The 15,228-nt window shown below is 34.3% G+C and carries 13 protein-coding genes; 12 read left to right on the top strand and 1 reads right to left on the bottom strand.

Going from position 1 to position 15,228, the window contains the following annotated elements; translation table 11 throughout:
* Positions 1-105 precede the first annotated feature (105 nt).
* From AC1RPU_RS01320 to AC1RPU_RS01265, 12 genes are all read left to right on the top strand, one after another.
* On the top strand, positions 106-309 hold the full coding sequence (locus AC1RPU_RS01320) for a hypothetical protein (RefSeq protein WP_481761063.1): 204 nt from the start codon (positions 106-108) through the stop codon (positions 307-309).
* Positions 310-450: 141 nt separating this feature from the next.
* Entirely contained in the window at positions 451-1,137 is a 687-nt protein-coding gene (locus AC1RPU_RS01315; RefSeq protein ID WP_409021818.1) for a response regulator transcription factor, read from the top strand.
* Between the two features lie 13 nt (positions 1,138-1,150).
* Complete coding sequence (locus AC1RPU_RS01310; protein ID WP_481761062.1) at positions 1,151-2,314, top strand: sensor histidine kinase; 1,164 nt, start codon at positions 1,151-1,153, stop codon at positions 2,312-2,314.
* A 53-nt stretch (positions 2,315-2,367) separates the two neighbouring features.
* Positions 2,368-3,720, top strand: coding sequence for a serine hydrolase (locus tag AC1RPU_RS01305; protein WP_481761061.1), 1,353 nt, complete (start codon positions 2,368-2,370; stop codon positions 3,718-3,720).
* 185 nt (positions 3,721-3,905) lie between these two features.
* Positions 3,906-6,764, top strand: a complete 2,859-nt coding sequence (locus AC1RPU_RS01300) for a YhgE/Pip family protein (RefSeq protein WP_481761060.1) — start codon at positions 3,906-3,908, stop codon at positions 6,762-6,764.
* A gap of 174 nt (positions 6,765-6,938) precedes the next feature.
* On the top strand, positions 6,939-7,175 hold the full coding sequence (locus AC1RPU_RS01295) for a hypothetical protein (RefSeq protein WP_409021814.1): 237 nt from the start codon (positions 6,939-6,941) through the stop codon (positions 7,173-7,175).
* Positions 7,176-7,249: 74 nt separating this feature from the next.
* Positions 7,250-8,635, top strand: a complete 1,386-nt coding sequence (locus AC1RPU_RS01290; protein WP_481761059.1) for a TrkH family potassium uptake protein — start codon at positions 7,250-7,252, stop codon at positions 8,633-8,635.
* A gap of 96 nt (positions 8,636-8,731) precedes the next feature.
* Positions 8,732-9,511 (top strand): AzlC family ABC transporter permease, encoded by a 780-nt coding sequence (locus tag AC1RPU_RS01285; protein WP_481761058.1) that lies wholly within the window; start codon positions 8,732-8,734, stop codon positions 9,509-9,511.
* Between the two features lie 2 nt (positions 9,512-9,513).
* Positions 9,514-9,846, top strand: a complete 333-nt coding sequence (locus tag AC1RPU_RS01280) for an AzlD domain-containing protein (protein WP_409021810.1) — start codon at positions 9,514-9,516, stop codon at positions 9,844-9,846.
* A gap of 121 nt (positions 9,847-9,967) precedes the next feature.
* Complete coding sequence (locus tag AC1RPU_RS01275) at positions 9,968-10,915, top strand: hypothetical protein (protein ID WP_481761057.1); 948 nt, start codon at positions 9,968-9,970, stop codon at positions 10,913-10,915.
* Positions 10,916-11,140: 225 nt separating this feature from the next.
* Positions 11,141-12,100: an ABC transporter permease gene (locus tag AC1RPU_RS01270; RefSeq protein WP_481761056.1), complete on the top strand. Its 960-nt coding sequence runs from the start codon at positions 11,141-11,143 to the stop codon at positions 12,098-12,100.
* Complete coding sequence (locus AC1RPU_RS01265) at positions 12,101-12,766, top strand: ABC transporter ATP-binding protein (protein WP_481761055.1); 666 nt, start codon at positions 12,101-12,103, stop codon at positions 12,764-12,766. It begins immediately after the preceding gene.
* A gap of 59 nt (positions 12,767-12,825) precedes the next feature.
* On the opposite strand, the gene AC1RPU_RS01260 is transcribed toward AC1RPU_RS01265, so the two are convergent.
* Positions 12,826-15,201, bottom strand: coding sequence for a phosphoketolase family protein (locus AC1RPU_RS01260; protein ID WP_481761054.1), 2,376 nt, complete (start codon positions 15,199-15,201; stop codon positions 12,826-12,828).
* Between the last annotated feature and the right edge of the window lie 27 nt (positions 15,202-15,228).

The following is a 15,228-nucleotide window of genomic DNA, read 5'->3' as shown; positions in this document are numbered from 1 at the left end:
ACATTAGTTAGAAATATTAATTTACTTAAAAATAAGTATCAATTGTGGAAGTATTTAAATTTATAGACTACACTACGAGTATAAATATTATAGGGGGTTACGAATATGTTAATTATTGATTACGTTCATGGGGAACAGCTACAAGCAACTTATAAAACGGCAGCAGCTTTTGTTGCGATGATGCAATTGGAAGTACCTGAGTTTGAAGATTATTATAAAATTACTAAAGTAACGGAATCTGGTAAAGAGATTGAGTTATCAGATAAAACAATGGGCGGTTTATTTAACTACTTATTAGAACGTGGATAATAAAAAATGGAAAGCTTTCGTTTTTTACGAAAGCTTTTTTTGTACTACTTAGATTAAGTAGATTTAACCAATTCTTTAAAGTTATCGTGTGTGATATTTGATACAATATACTATAAGTAAAGAAAAGTCAGGAGATATCCAATGAAAATTTTAGTTGTAGATGATGAAAAAGAAATCGTTGATTTAATCTCTATTTATTTAAAAAATGAAGGTTACGAAGCAATTACTGCTCAAAATGGACTTGAAGCGATTGAAAAATTAGAAGAAATGCCAGAAATCGGTGTAATGATTCTCGACGTTATGATGCCTAAAATGAACGGAATGGATGTCATTAAAGAGGTTCGTAAAACTTCAGAAATTCCAATATTAATGGTTTCTGCTAAAACAGAAGATATGGACAAAATTCGTGGACTGATTACAGGTGCTGATGATTATGTTGTTAAGCCATTTAACCCATTAGAAATTATGGCACGTGTTAAATCATTACTCCGTCGTAGCCAAAACTCGAATCCGGCACCTGATGTTGCACTTGAAATAGGACCGCTAATTATTAAAAAAGATTCTCATGAAGTTCAAACAGTTGAAGGTAGTGATATTCAATTAACTGCTTTAGAATTCGGTATTTTATATTTATTAGCCTCACATCCAAATCATGTGTACTCTGCGGATGATATTTTTGAACAAGTTTGGCAACAAGAATCAATTATTTCTGCCAAAACAGTAATGGTCCATGTGAGCCATTTACGTGATAAAATTGAAGCAGCAACAAACGGTGATGATATTATCAAAACCGTCTGGGGCGTTGGATACAAGATAGAAATGCATTAGTGAGGGGTTATTTTTGAAATTAACTGGTAGAGAAAAAAGTGAATTAATCGCGGAAGGATTCATCACGATTATTCTATTAATTTTACTGAATTTATCAATTTTTATTCTATTAAATCAGACGATTGCTTCAAACCCAGGACTTGAGAATGGTATTTTTCAAATTAAGACGGCATTAACTTTTGGGCCGAATGATTTCAATGTCTGGAGTTGGGGGAATGTTTTTGTTGCGTTCATGCTTATTGTGGACGTTGTCGTGCTCTATTGGCGACTAATTCGACGTTATCATCAAATGCAGTTACGTCATGTTATTTCAGAATTGCATTATATTGCGGACGGTCATTACGATCATCAAATTCCTTTTAAACTACAAGGTGATATGGCGCGGGTCGTTTCAAGTATTAATGCTTTGGTTCAAAGTACGATTGAATCAATGGAAGAAGAACGTCGAATTGAGAATTCAAAGGATGAGCTGATTACCAATGTTAGTCACGATATTCGAACACCATTGACATCAATTATCGGTTACTTAGGTTTAATAGAAGATAATCAATATAATTCGCAAGAAGATTTACTATCTTACACACATACAGCATTTGTGAAATCAAAGCAGATGAAGGTTTTAGTAGAAGATTTATTTGAATACACAAAAGTGCGACAGACGTCGACGCCAATTAATGCGATTAATTTTGATATGAATCAAATGTTAGAACAATTGGCAGCTAGTTTTGAACTTGAAGCTAAAAATAAAGAAATGACAATTAGTAGCAATACGAACCCTAACCCGTTAATGATGGAAGCTGATACTGAAAAATTAGGCCGTGTTTTTAATAATTTAATATCAAATGCCTTAAAATATGGGGCAGGCGGTAAACATATTTATTTAGAAGCAGAAAAAATTGGTCAGGAAGTTATCGTAAAAGTAACTAATGATGGCCCTAAAATACCTGAACAATCACTTAATCAATTATTTGATCGGTTTTACCGAGTGGAAGAATCTCGTTCACAAAAAACGGGCGGAACTGGATTAGGGCTTGCCATTGCTCAAAGTATTGTCACGCTCCACGGTGGGTACATATATGTTGTCTCAAATGAAGAGCTAACTAGTTTTGTTATTCATTTACCATTGGGTAAGAATATAAAATTAACTAGAAAGCAAGAAGAACAGTTGCAAGAATAGCTATTATTGGGTATTCTTAAATGAATAAGAGAAGTTAAGAGGGTAAAGAGAAAATGATATTTTTAAAACGTACAAAGAAATTCGTAATTGGGCTTATTTCAGGGGCAGCACTATTTACTGGGGTTTCAGCAATGGGACTTCAAGATGAGGTTAAATCTGTATCAGCTGCAACAACCAGTTCAAGCGCTATTAATTTAACAGCTAAAGCTGCTTTAGCAATTGATGCAGATACTGGACAAGTAATCTATGAAAAAAATGCTGATGCTGTTTTACCAATTGCATCAATGACAAAATTAATTTCGATTGATGTTATTTTAGATCAAATTAAAAGTGGTAAATTAACTTGGGATCAAAAAGTTAAGATTGATAACGATTCTTATAAAATTAGCCAGGATACATCATTATCAAACGTTCCGTTGAGTAAAACGAAATCATACACAGTTAAACAACTGTATGATGCTAGTTTAATTTACTCAGCAAATGGGGCTATTATGGCACTTGCTCATGAAGTATCGGGATCGCAAAAAGATTTCGTAACATTAATGCGTGCAAAGGTTAAGTCATGGGGAATTACAGATGCTAAGATTGATAACGTTTCTGGTTTAACTAATAGCGATATCAGTAAAGCTGATCGATACCCCGGTTCAGCCGCATCAGATGAAAATGAATTAACTGCCAAAGATATGGGAATTGTTGCTAAAAACTTACTTAAAAAGTACCCAGAAGTATTAAAAACAACAAGTATCAAACGTAAATATTTCGATAAAGGAACATCTGACCAAACACTAATGGAAAACTGGAACTGGATGTTACCTGGTTTAGCTAAGGCATATACAGAATTACCTGTTGATGGATTGAAGACAGGTACTTCTGACAAAGCTGGTGAATGTTTTACAGGAACTGTAAAAAAAGATGGTCATCGAATTATTACGGTCGTTTTAGGATCATCACACAAGAGTGAAACGGATGTAAGTCGTTTTACAGATACACAAAAAATAATGTCATATGTATTTGACATGTTCAACGTGGAAACAATCAAGGCTGGTACAATATTTAAAAACGCCGATAGTTTACCTGTATTTCATGGTAAAGAATTAACAACTAAAGTTATGCTTAAATCTAATCAAAAAGTTTGGTTGAAAAAAGGCGAAACAGTTAAGTCGATTATTTCAGCTAAAGTATCAGAAAATACTGATTTAGTTAAGAAAACAGGATTAGAAGCCCCAATTAAGGCTAATAGTGATATTGGAACGCTTAAATTAACTGGTAAAGATAATGCGTTATCTTATGTTGATGGCAAAAAATCACTTTCTGTTACAGGAACGAATAAAGATGCCATTGAAAAAGCTAACATTTTTGTTATTATGTGGCGTGCAATTACTAACTTCTTTGGAAATTTATTTTAAATCAATAAAATCATCTCTGATTTCTAGGGTGATTTTTTTGTCTATATGGGCAATTTAGTCGTGTAAGATTAAAAAAACATTAAAAAGAAAATAAAAATTTGTTGTTCGTGGACATTTGATGTATATTATAACGTATCGATAAAATTTTATAGTAGAAATAATTAATTTAGGGGGCACCAATTTTAATGAAAATGATTAAGAATGAATTTAAATTTGTTGGAAAGAATAGAATACTTCTAGTTTCAACAATTGTTATGATGCTTATTCCGATTCTGTATGCTGCTTTCTTCTTGAAATCAGTTTGGGATCCATATGGCAAAACAAGTGATTTACCAGTAGCAGTCGTTAATAACGATGAATCTGTTAAATATAATGGAACGACATTGGATGTTGGTGATCAACTTGTAAAAGAGTTGAAGAATAATGACCAATTGAAGTGGACATTCGTTTCTGCAAAACAAGCAAAACAAGGAATGAAAGACAACAAGTACTATACAACAATTACGTTGCCTAAAAACTTCTCTTCAAATGCTGCAACTTTAATGGATACAAATCCTAAAAAGATGAAAATCACGTACGATACTAATGCATCTCGTAACTACATTGGTGAAGTTATCAGTGAAACAGCAGCAAAACAATTAAATAGCCAAATTCGTGAATCAGTCACGAAAGCATATGCAACAGCTATTTTCGGCCAAGTTAAAACAATCGGTAAAGGCTTTAAGACAGCTGCAAGTGGTTCTAAAACATTGTCTGATGGTACAGTAACATTGAATGATGGCTTAAATAGCTACATTACTGGTGTAGGAACTGTTAATAATGGTGTTCAAACACTTTCAACTAGTGTTGTTCCATTAAAAAATGGTGTTCAAAAATTAGCAACAGGCGCTGGTTCTTTAAGTGCTGGATTATCAAAACTTAATAATAGTACAGGTACATTAGCTTCAGGTGTATCGAAACTAGATACTGGCTCAACAACATTAGCAAGTGGTGTAAAAGGTTATACTAATGGAGTTACTGAATTAAATAGTGGTTTGAGTCAATTAAGTTCAAATTCTCAAGCATTAAATGATGGAATAATTACCTTAAGAGGTGGTATTACAACAGTTCAAGCGGGTAACCAATCGTTAACTAAAAGCTTGAAGGAGTCTGCTGCAACTTTAGATACACAATTAAATAGTCCAGATTCACAAGCTGAAATGGCAAAATTAATGGCTGGATTTACAGCATTAGATTCAGGAATTTCTAAGTTGAATTCTGAATTAAATGGCACAAATGCGCCTAATATTGATGCTAAAAAATTAACAGCCGATTTAACTCAAATTGGAGCTAATACTAAACTTGTTGCCGCTAAAGCAACAGATGCTGGTTCACAATTGAGTGAATTAAATAATAGTCTTTATAGTACAACTAACGCATCCAGTGTTGCTGCACAACTTAAGGATGCGCAAAGTAATATGGGTGCTTTAGTTACCTTTGTAAAATCACCTGATTTTGCAGCTTTAGAGAAATCTAATCCAACGTTAGCAAAAAGTATTGCTGCTTCTGTTAATGGATTAGGAAGTAATCTTCAAACTGCTGGCACAAGTTTAGCAGCATCAGGTAATAATACAACAAAAATTAAAACAGATTTATCTGATATGACAACACCGTTGACTGATAACGGTGACAAATTAAAATCGATTCAAAAAGAATTAGCAGCTATTCAAGAATTACTACCTAAATTACAAGCATTAAAGGCGGGTGTTGCCGAGTTATCTGCTCAAGAACCACAAGTAACAGCAGGTGCTAAGAAAGCCATTGATAAACTAATGGCTGGATTAAATACTGTTAAAACTGGTTTAACGCAGACAGGTTCTGGCACAAAGGAAAGTCCTTATGGTGCTATCCAAGCAACAGACTTACTAAATGCTGGATTAGGTCAAATTATGGCTGGGTTAAATGGTACAGATAAAACTCCTGGCTTAATTCCAAGTGTACAAAAATACACTGCAGGTGTATTAAGTGCTAATAATGGTTCTAAAACATTAATTGGAAACAACAGTGCCTTAGTATCAGGCTCGAGTCAATTAAGTACTGGATTATCAACATTGAATGGATCAGTACCAACATTGACATCAGGAGTTAGTCAATTAGCTACTGGCTCAGGTACATTATCAAATGGTTTAGTAAGCTTGAATGAACAAGTACCAACACTTGTTGCTGGAGTTGATAAATTAGCTGCAGGGACTCAAAAATTAGATGATAACTCAGCTAAATTAGGTGATGGTTCTAAATCACTTAAAAAAGGGTCAAAAACATTAGCTACTGCTCTTAAAACAGGATCAGATACAGTTAATGGAATTAAAGCAACTAACAAGACAGCTAATATGTTTGCAGCACCTTCAGAATTGGAACATAAGAATTACAGTTATGTTCCTAACTATGGACATGCTTTAGCACCATATGTTCTTTCACTTGCATTATACGTTGGGGCAATCGTCTTTAACTTTGCATTCCCAATCCGTAAAATTTCAACTGAAGGTCAATCAGCAACAGCTTGGTTCTGGAGTAAAGTTGCTATTGGAACTGTCGTTGCCCTTGGTATGGCACTTGTTGAAGTTACAGGGATGCTTATGTTTGGATTACAAGCAGACCATATTGCTGAAACTTACTTAATTGCAACAGTATTCTCGTTAACATCGATGTATCTTGTTATGGCACTTGCTATGGCATTTGATAATCCTGGTCGATTCGTGGCCATGGTTCTCTTGATGTTACAATTAGGTGGCGCTGGTGGTACGTTCCCAATGGAAGTTACGAATAGCTTTTTTAATGCCATCCATCCATTCTTACCAATGACATACTCAACCTTAGGGTTCCGTGAGTCATTAACTTCTGGAATGGTTAGTGGACAAATTGGCATGAGCGTATTTGTTCTTGCAATCTTCGCTATCGTTTCATTAGTTCTATTATGGGTTGCTATGCAAATTCTTCAAAGAGTTGGACTTGCTGGTAAATCACAATTAGATGATAATCAAAAATTACAAGATTTAGAAAAATAGATTATTAAATAGAGTTACGCAAAATTAATTTTGCGGGCTCTATTTTTTTGATTGAATATATTTAGAATGGGTTAATTAAATTGAGGTTCTTAATCTTAGTCCTAATGGTCGTAATAATAACTAAAAAGCGGTATACTGTTACTATTAATATTTAAAACAATAGGAGGCCAAATTATGTTAAGTCATTTTGATGAAAAAAATGTTGAAGTTAACGAAAAAGGAATTCCATTTCCAGCTGATACACGTGTTAGTTTTGAAACAAATAACGAGTTCTTTACTGGTGTCGTTGAAAAACAACTAAAAAATTCGGCTATTATTAAATTCGATAAGGAATTTATTAAGAATGAAACAGCTGAAGAATTAAAACATAAAATTGTTGTTAGTTATGCAGGATTAGAATTAATTAAATAATCAGGATTAGAGATTAGCGTGCGTACTTAGCGCTAATCTCTTTTTTTAAATTAAACTAAAAGGGGGAAGTCAGAATGAATAGGTGGATCCAGAAATATCTAGATAAAGCTAGTTTGTTGGCCTCTCCCGTACAAATTGTTGTCTTTTACTATTTAGCATTGATTGTAGTAACAAGTATTTTATTATGCCTTCCGTTCTTCAAACAACCTGGTGCTAGTGTGCCATTTATTGATACAATATTCATGGCAGTCTCAACGGTTAGTGTTACAGGATTAACCACATTTCCGTTAGAGCAAGTCTATAACAATAACGGTATCATCTTACTAGAAATGCTTTTTCAAATAGGTGGTTTTGGTATAACAATGCTCTCAACGTTTATTATGGTAATTGCTGGTCGACGCATTGGGTTGCAACAACGCAGGCTAATTCAAACTGATATGAATCAACCGCATTTAAGTGGAAATGTTCGTTTAGTTTATTCAATTTTCGGCATTATGCTAGGGATTCAAGCTTTTTTTGGTGTGATATTTTCAATTTATTTATATGTACGTGATGGCTTTGAACATCTAGCTGCGTCAATTTTTGATGGCTTTTATATTGCAATATCTGCGTTAACAAATGCGGGATTTGACGTTACTGGGAAATCTATTATCCCTTATTCGAAAGATTACGTCTTTTTATTTTTAATTATGATTTTAATTTTTATAGGTGGTTTAGGATTTCCCGTTATTATTGAAATTTTAGCGTGGATCAAGGTTACGTGGTTCAAACCAGGACATAAAAAATTTAGATTTTCATTATTTACAAAATTAGCAGGTAGTTTTGCGATTGGATTTTTCTTTATTGGAACAATATTAATTTTCTTATCTGAACATAATGGTTATTTTGCACATAAGGATTTCGTTGAGAGAGTTATGACAGCTATGTTTTATAGTATTACAACGCGTAATGCCGGACTACAAATTAATCAAATTAGTGATTTTAATACGACAACCTTATTGATTTTTTCTATGTTAATGTTTATTGGTGCTAGTCCAAGTTCAGTTGGTGGTGGTGTTCGAACAACAACAATTGGGATTTTAGGATTATATTTGTTATCGTTTATTCGTGGACATAAGAATGTGAATATTTTTAATAGAAGGATTCATGAAAATGATATTCAAAAATCAGTAGTAGTTGTTAACCTATCGATATTTATGTGTTTAATCGCGGTCTTTATTTTAAGTATTACGGAGAATCATTCGTTGATTTCGCTGATTGTAGAAGTAACTTCTGCTTTTGGAACGACGGGATTATCAACGGGAATTACCAGTTCATTAAGCATTATCGGTAAAATGGTCATTATTATTTTGATGTTTGTTGGACGCGTAGGGATGTTATACATGTTAATATTCTTTGTTTCGAAAAAAGAACGGGATGAAAAGTATCGTTTTCCATCAGAACAGATCATTATTGGATAACTTTTTGATTAGAGTTACTAAATAATGAGTATTAAGAAACAGATGTATGCTATAATTTATATCGTTAAACCAACTTTATATTATTGGAGGACTATCGTGAAAGAAACAGAGAAACGCTGGCTCACAGTTCTTAAAATTGCGATGCCGCTTTGCCTGAGTTACGTCCCAATTGGACTCGCATGTGGTATTTTGTTGCATGCAGCAGGCTTCAATACGATATTAGCAGGATTAGTTTCCATACTTGTCTTTTCAGGTGGTGCACAGTTTTTAATTGCATCAATGTTGACGATTCAGTCGCCAATTCTTTCAATTGTTACTATGCTATTTTTCTTAGAATTACGGTATGCGTTATTAGGTGCTAGTTTGTCACAGTACATTCGAGGAACTAGTCGTAAGTTTTTATACATATTTGCGGCATCACTAAACGATGAAAATTACGCAGTAAACTATTTAAAATTTGCAACAGATAAAGAATGGAAACCAAAAGATGCCTTGATGGTTGAACATTATTCATTATTATTTTGGACGATGAGTAATATTGCAGGTAGTTTAATTGGTGCTGGGTTAAAAATTAATTTAAGCATTGTTGAATTTGCATTAACTTCATTATTTATTTACATGATAGTCATGCAACTTAAAAATTATCTCACAATTATTATTAGTATTCTTTCAGGTATTTTAGCAATTATTTTCATGTCATTGTTCCAAAGTACGATGGGATTAGTTGTAGCAACTTTACTAGCTTCCTTTGTTGGATTTATTATTGAACATGAAATTGTTAGAAAAGGTAAACGAAATAAATTATTAAATACGATTAAACCAAAAGCAAGTCGACATACAATAAGTAGAAAGTCTAAAGTTTCTGAGGAAAGTTAACTATGGAAATGACAACAATGGATCATTTTTTATTAATTATTTTATCTGCAATTGTTGCATATTTACCGCGATTTATTCCATTACGAATTTTTTCATCTCGAGAAATCCCAGAATGGTTTAATGAATGGATGAAGTATGTACCCGTTGCGTTATTTTCAGCATTAGTTTTTAAAGACCTTTTTATTGATTCAAGTTTTCAATTTGTGGGCGTAGATAACGTCACAAAATTAATAGCGGCTGTGGTTGTATTCGCAATCGCATATCGTACGAGATCAATGGGATTATCTGTTGTACTTGGACTTTGCGCTATTATGCTGTTGTCACTTATATTATAAATTAAGTAAATAAGAATTTAGTTTCTCTCAGGGACTAAATTCTTATTTTGAATAACGGTTGAAGGATGTTCCATGATATAATAACAGCGATATAAATATAGGGATAAGAGGTGTGGTTAAAATGAAAAAATGGGTATGGGGATTAGTTGCAGTTGTTATAGTAGGTATGTTTGGTGGCTACGGTTTAACGAAACATGCAGAAGCAAATAAAAATTATAATACAGCCATGAAGAACGGTAAAACTGCGATTCAAGATGCAGAATATACTGAGGCAGAAAATTATTTTGATGTCGCTTTAAAAAAGAAATCAAATGATGCGACTGCACAAGCTTACAAGACACAGGTGACACATTACAAGGCAGTAATTAACAAAACTGAAGATCGTCAGTATAGTAAAGCAAAGGATGCAATTAGCATCGTGCTAGCGGATCATGATGGATCAGCAGTCATTAAAAAACGAGCAACAAATTTGAAAAAAGAATTAACAACGGTTCTTGAAAAACGTGCGCTATTCATAAAAACATATAATGAAGCAATGAATTTAAATACAGAATATAGCTACACAGCATCAAACGATAAATTAACTGAAATCTTAAAAGATAGTAGTATTGATAAAAATTATTACTCAGATTTAAAGAAAAAAGCAACAGACTTACAACAAAAAAATGATAAGAATTTGGCAACGATTGGCTACCCAACAAGTAGTTCTTCAAGCAGTTCTTCAAGTAGTTCGAAAAGTTCAACACCATCATCTAAAAGTAGTGGTTATGGGTCGGAGTATAGTATACCAGAAATAAAAAACAATTCGTCAGCTACGTTGACGTCAGAAGAACAAGCCGCTGCATCATCGTATTCAGGTTCGAATGAATATACAACAAGTTCATCTAACATAGTAGATGGTAACGGTAAAGCAATTACAGCATCACGTATTAAGGCAGCACGAGACTCAATTAAATTTGCTGGTGTTAACCCTAACTCATTTAGTGATTCAGATGTTGTAAAAATTATTAAACAGGCTGTTAAAGAAACAACAAGTGTTAAAGCTATTGCAGCGCGAGATTACAAATAAATTAGTATTTTAAGAGTGTGATTCTAAATTTTAGGATTATGCTTTTTTCTTAACCTCCACTGAAAACGTTTACTTTTAATTTGGTGCAAAGTTATTATATAGTAGAAATAAGGGGGAATATGACATGTACTTAGCTGTTAAAGAGATTAAATATAATAAACTTCGGTATGGTCTGATTATTTTCACCATCTTTTTAGTTTCATATCTCATTTTTTTTTAACGGGATTGGCTTTTGGGCTTGCGAACAATAATCGGTCTTCAATTGATAATTGGGATGCGGATAACATTGTTATCAGTCAGTATGCGAATAATAATTTGGCATCTTCCGAGATACAAAAAGACTCACTTCCTAAGATTTCAGGGTCAAAATCAGACTACGCTTATTTAGGTCAAATGATGGGCGTTGCTAGTCGGAAAAACGAACCAAAAGCTAATATTAGTGTTTTTGGAGTTCAATTTAATCAATTTTTGAAGCCTAAATTAGTTCAAGGCAGAATGCCGCAGAAAGTTAACGAAGTAGTTGTTGATAATGGATTAGATGCCACTAAATTAGGCCAAAAAATAAAAATTAATAATGCGAAACAAGAATATAAAGTAGTGGGGATAACGACGGGTAATAAATACACAACAGCACCAGTTGTCTATTTACAATTAGCTGACTATCAAACGTTACGTTATGGCCCGGACAATCCGACTGAAAAAATTAATGCAGTTGTTTTAAAAAATTCAGCTAAAATTAAAAAAGATCAACAATTAGCGACATTAACAATGGACAAGGTGATTAACAACATACCGGGATATGGTCCAGAAGTGAAGACCTTTACGTTAATGATTGGCGCCTTATTTGTCATTATTGCGTTTATCGTAGGTATCTTTATGTATATTTTAACCATTGAAAAAACAGCCGTTTATGGCGTGTTACGTGCACAAGGAGTTTCTAGTGGGACTTTGGTTAAAAGCTTAATTTGGGAGTCGTCATTACTAGGTTTACTAGGAATTGGATTGGGTATTATTGCAGATGTGGCAACAGCGCTATCGTTACCAGCTGCCGTCCCATTTTTAAATAATGTCTTCTTAGTCGTAGGATTTTCGGTTATCTTATTATTGATGATCATTCTAGGATCACTATTCTCCATTTTTAAAATATTACGTGTTGATCCACTTGATGCAATTGGAGGTGTCTAAATGAGTTTAATGCAATTATCTGATGTTTCTAAAACATTTGGAAAAGGTGATAATAAAAAGTTGGCTCTTGATAATATTGATTTAGTTGTTGAGAAAGGGACGTTTATTGGCTTGACAGGTCCATCAGGATCTGGAAAAACAACGTTGCTGACCATTATGGGTGGATTACAAGGATTAACCGATGGAACAATTTATTTTAAAGATCAAGAGATCGGACAATTAAGCGAAAAAGAGCGAACTAGGTTACGATTTAATGAATTTGGGTTTATTTTACAAGGGTCTAATTTAGTCCCATTTTTAACCGTTTTAGAACAATTTGAATTAGTCAATAAAATGAAAACTAAAAAAGAAAGTCGTAATCCCGAAATGATGTTACGTGACTTAGGTGTATGGGACCAAAGAAATCAATATCCTGCTAGTCTTTCAGGTGGTCAAAGACAACGCGTTGCAATCGCTAGAGCATTATTTGGGCAACCGGAGCTCATCTTTGCTGATGAGCCAACGGCAAGCTTAGATAGCAAAAGAGCGAAGCAAGTTGCAGCCCAGCTAGCCGATATTACTAAAAAGACGGGACAAACGATTATTATGGTTTCACATGATGAAGATGTCTTGGCATATACAGACCAAACATTTTTTATGCGAGATGGACAGCTCACAAAAGAATGATTTTTAATGATAACGAAAAGAGAACCGCAATTGCGGTTCTCTTTTCGTTTAAAGTTTTACTATTTTAGTGGAGTCCATTTCCAGTTATTAACTTCTGGAAGATCATCACCATTTTCACGGATGTATGATTCATGTTTAGCAACCATAGCTTCCATTTCTTTAACAAATTTATCGCCTGCAGCGCCTAAGTTGCCAGCTTGTAAGACAGCATCTTTAGCAAGGTTGTAACGATCCATTTGGTTCAAGACACGCATATCGAATGGTGTAGTGATATCACCATTTTCACGGTAACCATGGATTGAAACATTGTGGTTATGACGATCATAGAAGATGTCACGAACCATAGCTTCGAAACCATGGAATGCGAATACGACTGGTTTATCAGTTGTAAAGTAACCGTCAAATTCTTCATCAGAGAAACCACGAGGGTCAATCTTAGGATGACGTAATTTTAAGATATCTACAATATTGATGAAACGAATCTTCAATTCTGGGAATGCTGAGTTTAAAAGACTAACAGCAGCTAAAGCTTCTAAGTTAGGTTCTGAACCAGCAGCAGCAATAACAAGATCAGCATCATCGCCCTTAGCAGTACTTGCCCAATCGATAACTTTCAAACCATTGTCAACAAGTTCTTGAGCTTCATCAGCTGAGTAGAATTGAGGACGTGGTTGTTTACTTGAAACGATTAAGTTAATAAGTTCTTCACTTTGAAGAGTCTTATTCATAACAGCTAATAAACTGTTAGAATCAGCAGGTGTATATTCACGGATAAATTCAGGTTTCTTATCAGCTAAATGACCAAGCATACCTGGATCTTGATGAGTATAACCATTGTGATCTTGTTGGAATACAGTTGATGTTGCAATAACATTCAATGATGGGTATTGTTTACGCCATGTTTGTTCTTTGGCTTTACGTAACCACTTGAAATGTTGTGTCAACATTGAATCAACGACACGTAAGAATGATTCATAACTAGCGAAGAAACCATGACGTCCAGTTAAGACATAACCTTCCATCCAACCTTCAGCTTGATGTTCTGATAATTGTGAATCAAGAACACGGCCTACAGGACTTTGCCATTCGTCGTTACCTTCTTTGATTGGTTCTAACCATTGACGGTTAGTAGCTTCAAAGATAGCATTCAAACGGTTTGATTTTGTTTCATCTGGTCCGAAGATACGGAAGTTTTTAGGGTTTTCTTCAATAATATCACGAGCGAAGTCACCGAAAATAATCATATCTTGTGCTGTAACAGCACCTGGAGTTGATGTATCAACAGCATTTTTCTTCCAATCAGGCATAACTAATTTTTGAGGATTAATACCACCGTTAGTAATAGGGTTCATTGCCATACGTTGGTTGCCTTTAGGTGCCATTTCTTTTAGTTCAGGAATTAATTGACCGTCTTTTGTAAATAATTCTTCTGGACGGTATGATTTCATCCATTTAACAAGAGCATCAACATGTTCCATGTGACGTTGGTCTACAGGAATTGGAACTTGATGAGCACGGAATGAGCCTTCGATTGGTTCGTTGTTCCAGACTTCTGGACCAGTCCAGCCTTTTGGTGTACGAACAATCATAACAGGCCATTTAGGCATTGTTGCTTCTTCAGCTGGGTGTTTGCGAGCTTCAGTTTGGATTGCTTTAATTTTTTCGATAGCAAGATCCATTTTTTTAGCCATTTCAGGATGGATGATCTCAGGATCAGTTCCTTCAACGAAAATTGGATCCCAACCCATACCTTCAAAGTATTTTGTTAAATCTGCATCAGATTTACGTGATAAAATTGTAGGATTTGAGATTTTGAAACCATTCATATCAAGGATTGGTAATACAGCACCATCATTAACTGGGTTAATGAAGACATTTGAGAACCAACTTGCTGCTAATGGTCCAGTTTCTGATTCACCATCACCAATTACTGTAGCAGCAATTACGTCAGGGTTATCAAGAATAGCACCAGCGGCATGAGATAATGAATAACCTAATTCGCCACCTTCATGGATTGATCCTGGTGTTTCAGGAGCAGCATGAGAAGCGACACCACCTGGGAATGAAAATTGTTTGAACAATTTTTGCATACCAGTTAAGTCTTCAGTGATTGTTGGGTAGATTTCTGTATAACTACCATCAAGGTAAGCATTAGAAACCATAACTTGGCCACCATGACCAGGTCCTTCAATATAGAACATGTTTAAGTTATATTTATTAATTGCACGGTTTAAATGAGCGTAAATAAAGTTTTGGCCTGAGATTGTTCCCCAATGACCAATAGGGTTAACTTTGATGTCTTCAGGTACGACTTCAGTTTGTAATAATGGATTTTGTTTTAAATAAAGTTGTCCAACTGAAAGGTAGTTTGCTGCACGCCACCAAGCATCAACTTTATCTAAATATGATTTAGATGAAAAATCAGTTTCTGTCATAGTTACACACTCCTATATGTTTTATTT

The sequence above is a fragment of the Dellaglioa sp. CoH-55-MRSF-7 genome, from assembly GCF_056782235.1.
Note: the sequence above shows the minus strand (reverse complement) of the source record. Positions and strands in the feature narration are given on the sequence as shown.